The organism is Nocardia macrotermitis (assembly GCF_009604405.1).
GTDB classification, from domain to species: Bacteria; Actinomycetota; Actinomycetes; order Mycobacteriales; family Mycobacteriaceae; genus Nocardia; species Nocardia macrotermitis.
On sequence record NZ_WEGK01000011.1, the window covers coordinates 82,197 to 98,028 of the forward strand.

Sequence of the window (15,832 nt, forward strand, 5' to 3'; positions counted from 1 at the left end):
TTTTCTATCTCTGCAACCCCGGAGCACCAGATGACCGCCACCCGTCCCACCTACGAACTGCCCGATCCGACGCTGCGCATCGGGGGCCGCAGCCTCGAGGCCCGGGAACGAAAGACCTACGAATCCCACAATCCGGCCACCGGGGATCTGGTGCTGTCGATCGCCGCGGCCCAGCCCGAGGACGTGGACGACGCCGTCGCCACCGCCCGCACCCAGTTCGAGGAGGGGGAGTGGTCGCGCATGTCCGGCGCCGAGCGCGGCCGGATCCTCACGCGCGCGGCGGATCTGATCGAACAGGACGCGGAGAATCTCGCCGCCCTGGAGGCGATCGAGATGGGCAAACTGTTCCACGATTCGGTCGCCGGTGACATCCCCTGTGCCGCACAGGCTTTCCGGCACTTCGCGGGATGGGCGGACAAGGTCACCGGAACCACCGCGCTGCTACCGGATTTCGGTCCGCAGAAGCGATTCGGGTACACCCTGCGGCAGCCGCTGGGTGTGCTGGGAGCGATCACGCCGTGGAACAACCCGGTGCTCATCGCGGCGTGGAAACTCGCGCCGGCGCTGGCGGCCGGGTGCACCGCGGTGGTGAAACCGGCCGAGGACGCCTCGCTGTCCACCATGCGCCTCGCGGAACTGCTTGCGGCAGCGGGCATTCCGGACGGCGTGGTGAATGTCGTACCCGGCCTCGGTGAGGTCGCGGGTGCGGCGCTGGCCGGACACGCGGGTATCGACAAGATCTCCTTCACCGGCAGCCCGCGAGTGGGCCGCCAGATCCAGAGCCTGGCCGGGGACACCTTCCGCAAGGTGACGCTCGAGCTGGGAGGTAAAGCGCCGCAACTGATCTTCGCCGACGGCGACCTCGAACAGGCGATGCCCTGGATCGCGATGGGCAACTTCTATCACCAGGGTCAGGTCTGTGCGGCCGGAACCCGGGTGCTGGTGCACGAATCGATCCTGGACCAGGTGGTGGACGGGCTCGTCGCGGCCGCGGAACAGGCGCGTCCGGGTGATCCGTTCGACGCCGACAGCACCATGGGCACCATCGTGAACGCCCGGCAGCTCGACCAGATCCTGCGTTACGTCGACATCGGCCGGGACGAAGGCGCGGACCTGATCACCGGCGGCAATCGCCTGGATCAGCCCGGATACTTCATGCAGCCCACCGTCTTTCGCGGCACCAACGATCTGACCATCGCCCGCGAGGAGATCTTCGGTCCTGTCGCCACGGTGATCGGTTTCTCCACCACCGAGGAGGCCGTCCACCTCGCCAACACCACCAAATACGGCCTCAATGCCATGATCCACACCCGCGACCTGTCCCGCGCGCTCACCGTCACCGAGCAACTGCGTGTGGGCACGGTGTGGGTGAATGGTTGGGGCGTACCGGATCCCGCGCTGCCATGGGGTGGTCGTGCGGGCAGCGGCATCGGCCGCGAACTCGGCCGCAGCGGGATCGAGGCGGACACCGAGGAGAAGACGGTTCACATCGGGCTGTAGTCGAGTCTGCTGGGTTCCCGGCTCGACAGGTGTGAGTTGTGCGTGGAGTCGGTCTGTGCTGCGGAAGTGTTGCAGCGCAGGCCGATTCCAGCTCTCAGCGGACTCCGGTGAGTTTGTCCGGGTTCGTGATCGAGTAGATCGCGGCGATACGTGAGCCGTCCGCATCGGGCTCGATCACCACGGCCGCGAGGGGACTGTCGCCGGAGAACACCAGGGCACACGGATCTCCGGCGACCCAGCGGTAGCGGATGTCCACGCCGCCGGACGGCAGGTCCGCGGCCACGGCCGTGAAGATCGCCGCCACCGCGTCCCGGCCGTGCACCGGCCGCAGGCTGCGCGCGGGACCGCGACCGCCGCTGTCGGTCCACAGCGTGACCTCGGGTGCCAGCACCTCGAGCAGGGCCGGGATATCGCCACCGAGAACGGCCTCGGCGAAACGCTCGGTGACCCGGGTCCGGACCTCCGGATCGGCGGGGCGGCGCGGTTGCGGGCGGTGCAGGTGGCGGCGGGCACGGGCCGCGGTCTGGCGGACGGCCGCGGGGGTGCGGCCCAGGATGTCGCCGATCTCGGTGTGCGGGAAGCCGAATACGTCGTGCAGGACGAACACCGCGCGCTCGAGCGGGCTCAGCGACTCCAGCACGACCAGCACCGCCGTGGACAGCGATTCCTTGCGCACCAGTGCGCTCGCGGCGTCGTCCGCCTCGGCGACGATCGGCTCGGGCAGCCACGGGCCGACGTAGGTCTCACGGCGGCGGCTCACCTCGATCCGGCGGGCGAGCGCCTGATTCGCCGCGGCGCGGACCAGGTAGGCGCGGGCGTTGTCGATCGGCGGCGCGGCGGGGTCGCGATGCCGCGCCGCCCACGCCAGCCACACCTCCTGGAGCACGTCCTCGGTGTCCGCGACGCTGCCCAGCATGTTGTAGACCACCGAGAACAGCAGTTCGCGATAGCTCAGAAACCGTTCGGTGACCTCGTCGTCGGCCCGGTGCGGTGCTCGGTACGTCACGACATTCCTCTCCTCGCCCGTCCTCACCGAAGAGGGTTGTGCGCCGCGTTGCGTGACGCGGGATCGGCAAATGTGTCGCGCATCACATCTGACCCCATGATGTCACGCATCGGGTGCGAGGCGGCTCTGTGGTGGTGATCCGGGAGAACGGTTCCCGGCCCGACGGCAGGAGAATTTCCGATGAAGACAGACGAGCGCGCCCTACTGGTCCGCCACGACGAGGCCGAACGCCTGGACACCATGGGCGTGCGTCTCTACGCCGACCACGACACCACCGGCGGCGTCCTGAGCGGCAACCGCGCTTACCTCCCCGCGGGCACCGACGGCCCACCGCCGCACTTCCACACCGGTTCGGCCGAACTGTTCTTCATGCTCGCCGGACAACTGCGAGTGCTCGCCGGCCAGGAAATCCTCGACATCTCCGAAGGAGATTTCCTGCTCGTACCCGCCGGTATGACACACGCATGGGCGGCCCCCGACGATTCACCCGCCGACGTCCTGGTGATCTTCACCCCCGGCATCGAACGCTTCGACTACTTCCGCCTCGGCGACCGAATCCGCAAAGGCCAGGCCGCCCCGTCCGAAATCCTCAGCACCCAGGACAGATTCGACAACCACTTCGTCGACAGCCCACTCTGGCGACAGGCACGCGGCACGGACCCCCGCCCCCTGCTGAATCCGCAGGACCAAAGGGAAGAATTCCTGTCCAGCAACGTCTTCAAGAGCCAGCCGGAGGAGTGATCCGGCCGCCCATCGTCCTCGGAGTCACTGTGTCGCAGTCAAATTGCCAGTGGCACAGCAGTATTCAACTCCTGCCAGGCGGTGAGAACCGCCTCGAGCTGCTCCGGGGGAGTGACGGCCGAGACCGCACTCGCTCGGCCGCAGTCCGCGTACCACGTTCGGCGGTGGCGTTCCCCAATTGTGCCCCGCCGAGAATGTCCGCGTACAGCCGCGGTGCCGGTGCGGTATGACCCAGACCCCGAATTCCTTGTCCGAGAACATAATGTGACAGCAGCAACTGCCCGACCGCCGAATCGGCCCGCGAGAGCCGCCGCAACACCTCCACCACCACGGACAACGGTAGATCCGGTCCGCCGTGTTCGCTCGGCACCCCGATCCCCAACAGTCCCGACACCGCCACCAGCCGCAATTCCTCCAACGGCGGCACATCCTCCAACTCCCGCCGCACCGCGCCCCGCACTACCTGGGCCGCCACCGCATCAGCCGCCGCCAACGCTTCCTCGGCACTGCCGAGCAGTGGCGGAGTCTCGATCTCGGTACTCGACATGTGACTGTGCTCCTGTCTTCAGAACTTCCTGGGGCTGTGCTTTCAGTGGTGGAATTGCTTGTGCGCGAATCACTCTCGGTCTTCTGGTCGAGTTCGACCGTAGGCCGGGCGGGCCGTCGACGACACGGGTGTGCAGGGATGTTGTAGGGGCGTTCAGCAATGCTGTAGGCGTTCCTGATCGCGCAGCCGCGTGCCTTCGGTGCGGATCAGTCCGGCGAATGCGGCGAGGGGCGAACCAGGGGCCGGGGTGGTGGCGGTGGCCAGGGCGATGCGGCGGGCCGGGCGGCGGCCGGCGACACGCCGTATCGCGACGTCCTCCCGGGTCGCGGAGACGGCGAGAGAGGGGACGAGCGAGACGCCCATGCCCGCCCCGACCATGCCCTGAACGGTCGCGTAGTCCTCGGAACGGAACGCCACCGTGGGTACGAATCCGGCGCGTCGGCACGCACCGCGGAACACCCGGGTATCGGGACAGCGCCCGGTCGCGGAGCTGATGATCCACTGCTCCCGCGCCAACGCGGTGAGCGGAACGTCGGCGGCCCCGGCGAACCGATGTCGTTGCGGCAGCACCACATAGAATTCGTCCTCGTACACCGGCATCGCGACCACCTCGGGATACAGCGGCCGCTCCCCAGGCACCTCGGTGATCAGCGCCAGATCGGCCTTACCGTCCCCCAGCAGCGCGACCCCGTCGTCGGGATCGGCGGTGATCAGCTCCACCGGCACCCCGGGAAACGCGGTACGGAAACGCATCAGCGCGCGCGGCAGAATCATCGCCGCCGCACTCGCGAACGAGGCCACCCGCACCCCGCTCGAACCACCCGGCGCGAACGCGGCCACCGCTCGCTCCGCCGCGCTCACCGCGGTCAGGATCGCACCGGCATGCGCGAGCAGTTCGGTCCCGGCCGGAGTCGGCCGCGCGCCCATCGGCCCCCGCACCAGCAGCGGCACCCCCAGCTCTCGTTCCAGCGCCGAAACCTGTTGGGAGATAGCCGAAGTGGTGTAACTGAGCGAGGTCGCGGCGGCACTGAGTGAGCCGCAGCGAACCACCTCGTCGAGCACGCGCAGGCGGCGAACATCGAACATGCGCTCACGCTACGACGCGCGCGCCGCCGTGCCCATCGTTGTAATCAGCGCGAGAATTTCCACCCTCGAGGACGCGTCCCAGCAATTCTCAGTACGCCGGTCCCGCGATCCCGTGGTGCAGCGCCGCCACATCCGGATGTGCGCGGGTCCGCGACTTCCAGGCGTTCTCGCCGTAACTGTCGAAGATCGGGTTGTCCGGATCGGTCTCAACGCCACGCGCGTGTGGCGCCAGTTCGGGCGGTAGGTCCACGATCGGGATGCGGGCGTCGAGCCCGGGATTGAGGAAGTACGGGATCGAAACGCGGTCCGTGCCGGGTTCGGGCGCGATCACCCGGTGCCTGGTCGCGCGCAGATATCCGTTCGTGGCGACCTCGAGCAGCTCGCCGATGTTGACGATGAAAGCGCCAGGCAGCGGTGGCACATCGAGCCAGCGATCGGGTTCGATCTCCACCTGGAGTCCCCGGGATTCCGGTTCGACCAGCAGCAGCGTCAGCACACCCGAATCCTTGTGCGCGCCAACGCCCTGCGGGTTGTCGGCATTGCCCGGATAACGCACGACCTTGATCAGCGTCGCGGGTCGATCGGCGAACGCGGCGTCGAACAGATCCTCGCGCGCACCCAGCGCGGCAGCCCAGTGCCGCAACAGTCGCCGCCCGACCGCCGCCAAGGTGTCATCCCAATCCCGCAGTGCCACACGGAATTCCGGCAGCGCGGTGGGCCACAGATTCGGCCCCTGCAACCGCCAGTAGCCCTGCGCGTCGGGCACCACGGGACGTTCGGGCCCGATATCGACCTGCTCCCGCCAATCGACCGCGCCATTGGTGAGCTCGCCCCCCAGCCGCGAGTACCCGCGGAACTGCGGACTGCGCAACTGGCTGATCTCCTGTTTCGCCTTCTGCGGCAGCGCGAAGAAGCGCCGCGCCACCGCGAGCAACCCGTCGATCTGCCCTTGCGGCACACCATGACCGGTCAGATAGAAGAATCCGGCCTCGTGCGTCGCGGCCAGCAGCGCCGTGCGGAATTCCGCGGTGTCGGCGTCGGCGAGATCGAGAACAGGAAGCATAGGCCCACTGTCGCCGATCTGCCTGGCCCGCGCACGCGTCTGCGCGCCTTGTATACGCGATTACAGAAACTCTTCAGACCTCATTCGGCGGTGTGCGGGGCGGCGGGCGGGCGTCCGCGCAGCAGGGAGGCCAGCGCGCTGATCAGCGCCATGATCGCCGCGGTGGTGAAGACGATCACCAGACCGTGGTGGAACGGGCCGGAGACCAGCTGTGGGAAGAACGTCGTCCCGGTCAGCGCGTCGGCGCTCGCCGGGGGCAGGCTGTTCAACACGCCGGGTCCGAGCAGGTGCGCGATCGGGTTGTTACCCAGGAACGCCGAGAACAGGCTGCTGACCGGCGGCAACGCGGCGAGTTGATCGGCGGTGCCCGCGGGCACACCGTGCGATTGCAGCCCGCTCGACAGCGCGTGCGGCAGACCCGAGGCCAGGCCGCTGATCATCAGCGAGAAGAACACCCCGATCGACAGCGCGGTACCCGAATTCTGAAGTGTGGCACGCATTCCCGAGGCCACCCCGCGTCGCGCGGCGGGCACGCTGCTCATGATCGAGGAGGTGTTCGGCGCGGAGAACATGCCCTGCCCGAAACCGCTGGCCAGAATCAGCAGCGCGAACAACGGATACGGGAACACCACCGGCAACGCGATCAACCCGAGGAACGACGCGGCCACGATGAGCAGTCCGGTGGTCGCGAAAAGCCTTGCGCCGTAACGATCGGACAGATATCCGCACAGCGGCCCGGCGAGCAGGAAGCCGGCGGTCAGCGGCAGCATGTAGATCCCGGCCCACAGCGGCGTCGACTCGTAGGAGTAGCCGTGCAGCGGCAGCCAGATCCCCTGCAACCAGATGATCAACATGAATTGCAGGCCGCCGCGGGCGATCGAAACCAGCAGCGCGGCAAGGTTTCCCGCCGCGAAGGCGCGAATGCGGAACAGTCCGAGCTGGAACATCGGCTGCCGCACCCGGGTCTCGATGACGCAGAACGCGCCCAGCAGCACCACCCCGGTCGTCAACGCCGCGATCACCCACGGATTGCTCCAACCGGTCGCATGCCGCCCGTACGGCTGGATGCCGTAGGTGATGGCCGCCAGGATGACGCTGGTGCCGATGGTGAACGTCGCGGTACCGGCCCAGTCCACCCGCGCGGGCTGCCGCGCGCCGATCTCCCGCAGACTCCGATACGACCACACTGTGCCCACGATCCCGACCGGAACGCTCACCCAGAACACCGCATGCCAGTCGATCGCCGCCAGCACACCGCCGGCGAGCAGCCCCAGGAACTGACCGGCCAACGCGGTGATCTGGTTGACGCCCAACGCCATTCCGCGCTGCCGGGCCGGAAACGCGTCGGTCAGAATGGCCGCCGAATTACCGGTGAGCATGGCCCCGCCGAATGCCTGCACCATCCGCCACCCGATCAACCACATCGCCCCGCCGGACCCGTGCATCGGATCCATCGACAGGGCCAGTGAGGCGAGCGAGAAGACCACGAACCCCGCGTTGTAGATCCGCACCCGCCCGAACATGTCGCCGAACCGGCCGAGCGTGACGACCATGACGGCCGAGACCAGCAGGTAGCCCAGGATCATCCAGAGCAGGTAGCCGATATTGCCAGCCGCCAGCGGATCCAGGCCGATGCCCCGGAAGATCGCGGGGAGCGAGATGATGACGATGGAGGCGTCCAGCGAGGCGATGAGCACACCGAGGGTGGTGTTCGACAACGCCACCCACTTGTACCGGCCGCCGACTTCTGGTCGCTGTAATTCGGTGGTGCTCATAGTCTTTCGGCAAGCCTCTCCAACAGCGGGATCGCATCGAGCAACCGGCGGCGCTCATCGGTGGTGAACTCCGCGGTGAGTACCTGACTGATGCGCTGAGTGGACTCGGAACGCCGATCGTCCAGGATGCCGCGCCCGGTGGCGGTCGCCGACATCACCACCCGGCGGCCGTCCTGCGCGTCGGGCCGCCGGGCGACCAGTCCGCGATCCTCCAACGCGGCCAGCGTCGTCCCCATGGCCTGCGGCCGCACCCGCTCCAACTCGGCCAACGCCCCCGGTGTCGCGGGCCCCTGCCGATCCAGCCGGGCCAGCACCGACGCCTCCGACAGCGTCAGCTCGCCCGTCGCATGCCCCTGTCGCAGCCGCCGCGTGATCCGTCCGACCGCGAGTCGCAGCCGAGCGGCCCCGCCGCACAACTCCGCGCCGTCTCCCTCGTCCATGATGCTAACAATAGACTGATAAATATGGGTTGAAGAATTTTCCCGCGAAAATCCTGGTGGGGGCGGGTTCGTGTGGTGAGCGACTCGCCCGCCGTGCGTCGGTAGGCTGCGAAAGCGATGAACCACGACGCCGACCGGCCGAGCGAGGGCGTATCCCCGGTCACGAACGGCTATATCCGTGACGTTCGGATCGCGGCCGTGCCGGACCCCGGTCGATATCCGTTCAGTCTGCCCGCGGTGCGTTACCTGGCGCGGCACGGACCGCTGTCGCTGTCGGGAGGCGTCACATTCCTGGTGGGGGAGAACGGAAGTGGCAAATCGACGGTGCTCGAGGCGATCGCCGTCGCTGCGGGTATGAACCCCGAAGGAGGGAGCCAGAACTACCGGTTCGCGACCCGATCCACCGAATCCTCGCTGGGGCAGCACCTGACGCTCAGATGGGGTCTCGACAAGCCGCGGACCCGGTTCTTCCTGCGCGCCGAGACGTACTACAACGTGGCCACCGAGACCGAGCGGCTCGGGCCGGTGCAGGTGGCGGCGTTCGGCGGGGTGTCGCCGCACCATCGTTCGCACGGTGAATCCTTCGTGGACCTGATGGTGCACCGCTTCCACCCGCGCGGGCTGTACCTGCTGGACGAGCCCGAGGCCGCGCTGTCGCCGCAAGGGTGCCTGGCCGTCCTGACCCGCCTGGCCGAACTCGTCGACCAGCGGTGTCAGATCGTCGTGGCCACCCACTCGCCGATTCTGCTGGCGTTACCCGGTGCCACCATCTACGAGTTCGCCGAGGACGGGACGATCGGCGCCGTCTCCTACGACAACGCCCTGCCGGTCCGGTTGACCAGGGATTTCCTAGCGGATCCGAACCGGTACCTACGCCACCTCATGTGATTTCGCAGGTCCGGCCGTCAGCGGTGGGCGCTCAGCTTGGCGACATCGGTTATGGCCGTGGCGAATTCGGTGGGGGCTTCCTGGGGGACGTTGTGGCCGATGCCGTTGAGGACGCGGTGGTCGTAGGGGCCGGTGAAGAGGGGCCGGTAGGCGGTGCCTGACTTGGCGGGGCCGTCGAAATCGCTGCTGAGGGTGATGGTGGGGACGGTGATGACGGGTTTGGCGGCCAGGCGGCGTTCGTCGTCGTCGTACTGGGGCTCGCCGGGGGCCAGGCCCAAGCGCCAGCGGTAGTTGTGGATGACGATGTCGACGTGGTCGGGGTTGTCGAAGGAGGCGGCGGTCAGATCGTAGGTGGAGTCGGCGAAATGCCAATCGGGGGAGGCGATTTGCCAGATCTGGCGGTTGAAGTCCTTGGTGTACTTGCGATATCCGAGTTCGCCACGCTGGGTGCTGAAGTAGTACTGGTACCACCAGCCGTATTCGGCTGTGGGCGGGAGTGGTTCGGCCTGGGCGGCGACATTGGTGATGAGATAGCCGCTGACCGCGACCAGTGCCGTGCAGCGCTGCGGCCAGAGGGCGGCCACGATATCGGCGGTGCGAGCGCCCCAGTCGTAGCCGCCGAGGATCGCGGACGGGATGTTCAGCGCGTCCATCAGGGCGATGACGTCGCGGGCGACCGCTGCCTGCTGGCCGTTGCGCATCGCGGTCGGGGACAGGAACCGGGTGGAGCCGTAGCCGCGCAGATACGGGACGATCACCCGCATGCCCTGTGCGGCCAGCAGGGCCGAGACGTCGGCGTACGCGTGGATGTCGTACGGCCAGCCGTGCAGCAGGATGACCGGTGTGCCGTCGGCCGGACCCGCCTCCGCATAACCGATGTTCAGGACCCCGGCGTTCACCTGCTTGATCGGGCCGAGCGTGTGCTGCGGCGCGGCCGGGGCCGTACCGGTGGCGGTGGGGGTGGCGCCGCTGTGCCGGGCGGAGGTTCCGCAGGCCACCAGCGCTGCCGTGCCCGCCGCGACACTGGTGAAGCGGGCGAAATCCCTTCGGCTGAAACCGGTCACGGTCGATCTTCCTTCCGGGTGGTGGGTGCGCCGTGGTCGGCGCTGTTGGAACTCATCACACCCCACCTGGCGTGATCGAGTCCAACGATTGCGTCTGATCCGAGTCATCAATCGAATTGATAACCTGAGCTGATGGAGTTACGGCAGGTCGAGCACTTCCTCGCGGTTGCGGAGGAGATGAGCTTCTCGCGCGCCACCGAGCGTGCGCATGTGGTGCAGTCGGCGCTGTCGGCGTCGATCGCGAAGCTCGAGCGGGAATTGGGGGTGCGGCTGTTCGATCGGTCGCGGCAGCAGATCCGGCTCACCGCGGCGGGGGAGCGTTTCCGGGGGCACGCCTACGAGGTGTTGCGGGCGACTCGCGCGGCCGCGGAATCGGTGGTGGAGTTCCGTGGAACATTATCCGGCACAGTCGATTTCGGGGCGCTCATCTCGTACGGGCCGTTGGATGTGGCGGGTGCGCTCGGCGAATTCCATCGGGCGCATCCGTTCGTGCGGCTGCGGTTGCGGCTGAGCCAGGCCGGTGCCTCGGCCTACCTGTCCGCGCTGGTGGAGGGTTCGCTGGATCTGGCCCTGGTCTCGAAGCCGAATCGTTTTCCGCCGCAACTGGATCTACGCCTGCTGTTCGAGGAGCCGATGGTCTTCGTCTGCCGCCCCGACCACCCCCTCGCCGACCGCGCCCGCCTCGACGTGGCCGGACTCGCCGAGGAGGAACTCGTCGGCTTCCCACCGGAATTCGGCCTGCGCCGCCTGATGGACGAGGCATTCCACGTCGCCGGTGCGCGCCCGCAGACCCGATACGAGGTCCCCGCCGGATACGCCGCCATCGCCGAACTCGTCGCCAACGGCCTCGGCACCGCATTCATGCCCTTGTCCGAGGCCCGCCGCTTCCCCTCGCTCCGGCCGGTCGAACTCACCGACCAGATCCTCTGGCGCGTCTACCTGGCCGCCCCGCCTCCCGACCAGATGACACCGGCCGCAACACGTCTGGCGGATACTCTGCTCGATGCTGCTGCCCGACAGCAGGATTGATGTTTCGGCGGCAGTTCGCATTTCGGTTGGTCGGATTGTGTCGAACATAGTGGAACGTTCCAGTTCTCGAATTATGGATTATTGCAACATGATTCGGTTATAGTCGGGTATCGCCGCACCGGACGAACCAGGTATGCGCTGGTAGAGAGCGCATTGCGATCTGGGGTTTCGGTGTGAATTGTTCGGGGCATCGCGGCTCGATTCGGTGGGTCGGCGGTGTCGGGTGCTGGTGTCAGCACAGCATCGGTTCTCAATCGGGATCGGCAGGAATGAGAACTCTGCTGCGATTGCCGGGAAGTGCCAGGAAAGAACTCGCTTTCGGAGTCGAACCGGCTCCATTTCCCATTCGGCGTTACTCGATTTTCAGGAGGATCCTGTGACCAACACCGAGGACACGGCCAATACCGAAGACAGGATGAGCAGCGAAAACGTGGCCGACAGTGCGGATCTCGCCGACGACGGCGGTCCCGCGTCGACGCTTCCGCGGCGTCAGCTCGGACGGTTCCTGCGCGATAGTCGGGATGCCACCGGATTCACGATCGCCCGCGCGGCGAAGCAAGCTGACCTGTCCAGGGCTGTGTTGCAGCGTATCGAGACCGGGCAGGTGCAGAAGATCAGTCAGCCAGTTGTCCAGGCGTTGTGCGCGTTGTACGACGTGAGTCCCGAAGAGACCGATGCCGCAGTCGATCTCGCTGCACAGGCGCGGGCGAACAGTTGGCACCACATCTACGGTGGGATGTTCAGCAGTGCGTTCAATATGTATCTCGGGCTGGAGTCTGCGGCGCGGCGATTGACGACCTGCCAAGAGCAGTGCATCCCAGGGCTTTTGCAGACTGCGGACTATGCGCGAGCGGTTATCGGCGCGTCTCCCTTGTTCTCCAGCAAGGAGGAAATCGATCGTCGCGTGGAGTTCCGAATGAAGCGGCAGGCGCTGATCATGCGCAGGACCAGCCCGATCGAATTGGATGCGGTACTGCATATTTCGGCTCTCTACCGTGTAGTCGGCGGATCGCGCACGATGTCTGCGGCACTGCGTGAATTGGCCGAGCGGTCCAAGCGGCCGAACATCACGATCCGGATCCAGCCGTTCAGTGCCGGTCAGACGTGGGGAATCCCGCACAGCTCGTTCATGATCATGGACTTCGACCGCAATCCGATGGGCGAGCCCGTCGAGCCTCCAGTGGTTTTCATCGATGGCGGTGCTGCACCGGATGTCTATATCGAGAAACCAGACGAGATACGACGGTATCGTGAACTTGCTGCGGCCATCCAAGCTACTTGCCTGGGTGAGGTGGAAAGCAGAATCCTGTTGCGGCAGGTGGCGAAGGAGCACGAGCGCAATGAACGATGATCTATCAACAACGAAGTGGTTCAAGAGCACACACAGCGAGACCAGCGCGAACTGTGTCGAGGTGGCGTGGCTCGAGCAGGGCAGGGTCGGCATCCGAGACTCGAAGACCCCGACCGGCCCAGCACTGACTTTCGCACCCGCCGACTGGGACGCCTTCATCGCGTCCACACAGGACGGCGATCTCAACCACTCCTGACCATGGCGGGGATGCATATCCGTTGCTTCGGAGCGGCCGGGTTGTGCCTCCTCGTCGTATCGCTAATCGGTTGCGAGGCTTCACCATCGGCGATTCTGAAGAGCGTGTCGACGTGTGGTCGTTTCGCCATCCCCGGCACCGCGAAGTTGATCTCCCACATCGATGACAGCCACTTCCGCTCGCAAACTTGGGAAGTGGTGGTCGATATGCCCGTAGGAGAGCTATCGGAGTTCGAATCCCGTTCCGAGCTGGGCAGTTTCGAGCCGGGAGTCCCCGCGGACTGGCGACAGAAGTATTGGCGCGGTCTCGAAGAGTCCTCGGTGCTCCAACAGAACAGCGGCAACGAGCACTCACCCCCGCCCGGCTACCCAGCGCGGTGGGTGGTCGTCCACAACAGCGGCGAGAACACCCGCCGCGTGTTCATCCGCGCCGAATGCTGATGCGGTAGAAGAGCGTTCGCTGTGAAAGTGCGGCAGCGGGAACTCGCGCTGGATCGAGGTTCAGGCGAGGGCTTCGGCGAGGCGGATGGTGGCTTGGATGAGCCAGTTTGGTTCGCCGTGGCGGTAGCCCCACATTGCCTCGCGGACGGCTCCCAGTTGGGTCCAGCGGCGGGTGTGGTTGAAGTCGAGTTCGGCTGCGTCGCAATAGATGTGGAGGTGGTGCAGGATGGGGGCGCGGAGGTTCGGGGAGGTGAGTTCGGCGAGGTAGCGGGGGCTGCGGATGACGTTGAGGGCGTCGTGGGCGGGGTCGCCTACCCAGGTTTTGGGGTCGATCGCGAGCCAGGGTTCGCGGTCGGCGGCCAGGATGTTGGCGTCGTGTAGGTCGCCGTGGACCAGTAGGTCGGGTTGGTCGGGGCCGAGTTCGCGCAGGGTGGTGATGACGGACTCGAGTACGTCAGTGGGGATCGGGTTGCCGAAAGATTGTGCGGTGGTGAGTATCTCGTGCTGCCAGAGAGCGGTGCGGTCGGACAGTCGCGGGAGTCCGGGTGGGGCCGGTACCGACAGGCGGCGGGTGAGTCGGCCTTGAATGGCAAGGGCCTGTTCATGATCGGTGACTGTGGCGAGGGTACGTTGCGATGCTTGCTCGAGCAGCATGGCGAATTTTTCGTCGTCCCGCGCGAACAGCCGAGTCGCACCGTTGCCGCCCCAGGCCGCATACGCATCCGGATCGTACACATTCACCGGATGCGGAAACGACACCTTGATCACCGCGTCCGACCCGTCCCGGCGCCGCACCGGCACGACAATCCCGACCTGCCCGTACATCACCGCCCCCGCAGGCACGCACGCCCACTTCTCCAGCAACTCGTCCACCAACCCCGGCAGCGTCGCCACCCAACCCCGGCCCCGCTCACCCTCGTTCTCGGACTTGATCCGAACGAATTCCTCTGGGACTTCGATCATTCCACGACCCTACGTGCCCTGGGACGCCGTAGCCATGAGCGTCGTTGAGTTCGCAGCCGCAGCAATCACAGTGTGTCGTCGTTCGCGTGTCGGTATTGGGCGAGATGGTTCGGGCTCAGCGGAGATCGATCTGGATGGTTGCGTTCGGGCTTGTGGGATCGGTACCGGGGCCGAGCAGATCGATTGTGACGCTGTTCTTTTCGGGGTGGGCCTGAAATTGGGCGGGTTGGGCGCAGAACAGGGGAGCGCGGTTGCGATGGGTGAGGCGGACCGGGCGGCCGGGCCAGGGGGCGAGGCGGTGGACTTCGGTGGCGGCGAGGGTGATGAGGGGGCCGTGGACGACGAGGGCGGGGTAGCCCTCGACGCGGGTGGCGTAGGGCCAGTCGTAGTGGATGCGGTGGGGGTTGGCGGTGGCCGCGGAGAAGCGCATGAGAAGGGTGGGATCGGTGGCGAAATCCCAAGTGGTTTCGGCTGTTCGGTGTAGGGGAGCGCCGACGGGGGTGAGGGCCGCGGCGTCGGCTACGGGGGCCTCGGTGGTGCCGGGGGTTCCGGCTTCGCGGTAGATGAGGTCTTGGCGTTCGGTGAGGGCGAGTTCGCCGTCGTCGCGGTAGAGGCGGATGGAGACCACCACCACGACGAGTTTGCCCGAGCGGCCGGACTTTTCGGTCACCGAGTCGACGCGGGCGATGCGGCGGATTGTCTCGCCAACGCGAATATCGCTGTGCCAGTGCACTTCTCCACCGGCGAACATGCGCCGAGGTAGATCGATCGGCGGCAGGAAGGTGCCCTTGGCGGGATGCCCGTCCGAGCTGATCTCGCCGGAGACGGGCCAGCGCGGCAGCGCGACCCAGTGCCACATCGGCGGCAGCTCGTCACCGGGACCGGGCGCGGGCAGGCCGTCGTCGAACAGGGAGGCCAGCGCGGTGACCGGGCCCGGATCGATCGTCTCGACCGTGGTGACGGTGTGCGGTTCCCATTCGGCCATCACATGAGCCTTCCGCCGGTGACCTCGAGTACGGTGCCGGTCATATACGAGGACAGGTCGGAGGCGAGAAACAGTGCCACCGAAGCGATCTCGTCCACCTCGCCCGCGCGGCCCATCGGGATCTCGGCCATCTTCCCGGCCCACGCCTTCTCCGGCATCGCCTCGGTCATGGCGGTGCGGATCAGGCCGGGCTGGATCGCGTTGATCCGAACACCATGGTGCGCAACCTCTTTCGCGGCCGCCTTGGACAGTCCGACGATTCCGGCCTTGGCCGCGGAATAGTTCGTCTGGCCGATCATGCCGACCTTGCCCGACAGCGAGGACAGGTTCACGATCGCGCCGCGCTTGCGTTCGCGCATGATGGCCGCGGCCTTGCGGGTGCCGTTCCAGGTGCCCTTGAGATGCACCGAGATCACCTGGTCGAACTGGTCCTCGGTCATGGTGCGCATGGTCGCGTCGCGGGTGATGCCGGCGTTGTTGACCATGACGTCGAGGCCGCCGTAGGTGTCCAGCGCGGCTTGCAGCAGCGCGTCGACGTCCTCGGCGTTCGTGACGTCGCAGCGCACGCCGATCGCGGTGTCGGGCCCGCCCAGCGCCGCGGCGGCCTTGGTCACGGTGTCGGAATCCAAGTCGCCCAACACGATTCGCGCGCCCTCGGCGAGGAACCGCTCCGCTATCGCATAGCCGATTCCCTGGGCCGCGCCGGTGACGACGGCGACCCTGTTCTCCAGCAGTGGTCCGGGCATATCGAACTCCGT

17 protein-coding genes are annotated in these 15,832 nt (G+C 66.8%); 7 read left to right on the forward strand and 10 right to left on the reverse strand.

Features of this window, described 5'->3' with window-relative positions:
* The first annotated feature begins 30 nt into the window (after positions 1 to 30).
* The gene (locus NRB20_RS24130) at positions 31 to 1,500 is read left to right on the forward strand and encodes an aldehyde dehydrogenase family protein (protein ID WP_153412845.1); all 1,470 of its coding nucleotides are present in this window, start codon (positions 31 to 33) and stop codon (positions 1,498 to 1,500) included.
* Positions 1,501 to 1,594: 94 nt separating this feature from the next.
* Here the strand turns inward: NRB20_RS24130 and NRB20_RS24135 are convergent, their stop codons facing one another.
* Entirely contained in the window at positions 1,595 to 2,506 is a 912-nt protein-coding gene (locus NRB20_RS24135; RefSeq protein ID WP_319945325.1) for a sigma-70 family RNA polymerase sigma factor, read from the reverse strand.
* A gap of 180 nt (positions 2,507 to 2,686) precedes the next feature.
* Between NRB20_RS24135 and NRB20_RS24140 the strand changes: the two genes are divergently transcribed.
* The gene (locus tag NRB20_RS24140; RefSeq protein ID WP_153412847.1) at positions 2,687 to 3,247 is read left to right on the forward strand and encodes a cupin domain-containing protein; all 561 of its coding nucleotides are present in this window, start codon (positions 2,687 to 2,689) and stop codon (positions 3,245 to 3,247) included.
* A 64-nt stretch (positions 3,248 to 3,311) separates the two neighbouring features.
* Here NRB20_RS24140 and NRB20_RS24145 read toward each other — a convergent pair whose 3' ends face one another.
* The 5 genes from NRB20_RS24145 to NRB20_RS24165 form a co-directional block, all read right to left on the reverse strand.
* Positions 3,312 to 3,794 carry an acyl-CoA dehydrogenase family protein gene (locus tag NRB20_RS24145; protein WP_227833818.1) on the reverse strand — a complete coding sequence of 161 codons (483 nt, stop codon included), beginning with the start codon at positions 3,792 to 3,794 and terminating at the stop codon, positions 3,312 to 3,314.
* A gap of 153 nt (positions 3,795 to 3,947) precedes the next feature.
* Positions 3,948 to 4,880, reverse strand: coding sequence for a LysR family transcriptional regulator (locus NRB20_RS24150; RefSeq protein ID WP_153412849.1), 933 nt, complete (start codon positions 4,878 to 4,880; stop codon positions 3,948 to 3,950).
* Between the two features lie 88 nt (positions 4,881 to 4,968).
* Positions 4,969 to 5,943 (reverse strand): isopenicillin N synthase family dioxygenase, encoded by a 975-nt coding sequence (locus NRB20_RS24155; protein ID WP_153412851.1) that lies wholly within the window; start codon positions 5,941 to 5,943, stop codon positions 4,969 to 4,971.
* A gap of 80 nt (positions 5,944 to 6,023) precedes the next feature.
* Positions 6,024 to 7,718 (reverse strand): MFS transporter, encoded by a 1,695-nt coding sequence (locus NRB20_RS24160; RefSeq protein ID WP_153412853.1) that lies wholly within the window; start codon positions 7,716 to 7,718, stop codon positions 6,024 to 6,026.
* Positions 7,715 to 8,158: a MarR family winged helix-turn-helix transcriptional regulator gene (locus NRB20_RS24165; protein WP_153412854.1), complete on the reverse strand. Its 444-nt coding sequence runs from the start codon at positions 8,156 to 8,158 to the stop codon at positions 7,715 to 7,717. The genes NRB20_RS24160 and NRB20_RS24165 overlap by 4 nt, the downstream gene beginning before the upstream one ends.
* 117 nt (positions 8,159 to 8,275) lie before the next feature.
* Between NRB20_RS24165 and NRB20_RS24170 the strand changes: the two genes are divergently transcribed.
* On the forward strand, positions 8,276 to 9,046 hold the full coding sequence (locus tag NRB20_RS24170) for an AAA family ATPase (RefSeq protein ID WP_153412856.1): 771 nt from the start codon (positions 8,276 to 8,278) through the stop codon (positions 9,044 to 9,046).
* Between the two features lie 17 nt (positions 9,047 to 9,063).
* Here NRB20_RS24170 and NRB20_RS24175 read toward each other — a convergent pair whose 3' ends face one another.
* Entirely contained in the window at positions 9,064 to 10,110 is a 1,047-nt protein-coding gene (locus NRB20_RS24175; protein ID WP_319945326.1) for an alpha/beta fold hydrolase, read from the reverse strand.
* A 132-nt stretch (positions 10,111 to 10,242) separates the two neighbouring features.
* On the opposite strand from NRB20_RS24175, the gene NRB20_RS24180 reads away from it, so the two are divergent.
* The 4 genes from NRB20_RS24180 (at position 10,243) to NRB20_RS24195 (ending at position 13,126) form a co-directional block, all read left to right on the forward strand.
* On the forward strand, positions 10,243 to 11,139 hold the full coding sequence (locus NRB20_RS24180; RefSeq protein ID WP_153412860.1) for a LysR family transcriptional regulator: 897 nt from the start codon (positions 10,243 to 10,245) through the stop codon (positions 11,137 to 11,139).
* 376 nt (positions 11,140 to 11,515) lie between these two features.
* Positions 11,516 to 12,490 (forward strand): helix-turn-helix domain-containing protein, encoded by a 975-nt coding sequence (locus NRB20_RS24185; RefSeq protein WP_153412862.1) that lies wholly within the window; start codon positions 11,516 to 11,518, stop codon positions 12,488 to 12,490.
* Positions 12,480 to 12,686, forward strand: a complete 207-nt coding sequence (locus NRB20_RS24190) for a DUF397 domain-containing protein (RefSeq protein ID WP_153412864.1) — start codon at positions 12,480 to 12,482, stop codon at positions 12,684 to 12,686. The genes NRB20_RS24185 and NRB20_RS24190 overlap by 11 nt, the downstream gene beginning before the upstream one ends.
* 2 nt (positions 12,687 to 12,688) lie before the next feature.
* The gene (locus NRB20_RS24195; protein ID WP_153412866.1) at positions 12,689 to 13,126 is read left to right on the forward strand and encodes a hypothetical protein; all 438 of its coding nucleotides are present in this window, start codon (positions 12,689 to 12,691) and stop codon (positions 13,124 to 13,126) included.
* A gap of 60 nt (positions 13,127 to 13,186) precedes the next feature.
* On the opposite strand, the gene NRB20_RS24200 is transcribed toward NRB20_RS24195, so the two are convergent.
* The 3 genes from NRB20_RS24200 to fabG form a co-directional block, all read right to left on the reverse strand.
* The gene (locus NRB20_RS24200) at positions 13,187 to 14,089 is read right to left on the reverse strand and encodes an aminoglycoside phosphotransferase family protein (RefSeq protein ID WP_153412867.1); all 903 of its coding nucleotides are present in this window, start codon (positions 14,087 to 14,089) and stop codon (positions 13,187 to 13,189) included.
* Positions 14,090 to 14,204: 115 nt separating this feature from the next.
* Positions 14,205 to 15,074: an FAS1-like dehydratase domain-containing protein gene (locus NRB20_RS24205; protein WP_153412869.1), complete on the reverse strand. Its 870-nt coding sequence runs from the start codon at positions 15,072 to 15,074 to the stop codon at positions 14,205 to 14,207.
* Complete coding sequence (gene fabG / locus NRB20_RS24210) at positions 15,074 to 15,820, reverse strand: 3-oxoacyl-ACP reductase FabG (RefSeq protein ID WP_153412871.1); 747 nt, start codon at positions 15,818 to 15,820, stop codon at positions 15,074 to 15,076. Before fabG ends, NRB20_RS24205 begins: the two co-directional genes overlap by 1 nt.
* Positions 15,821 to 15,832: the final 12 nt, after the last annotated feature.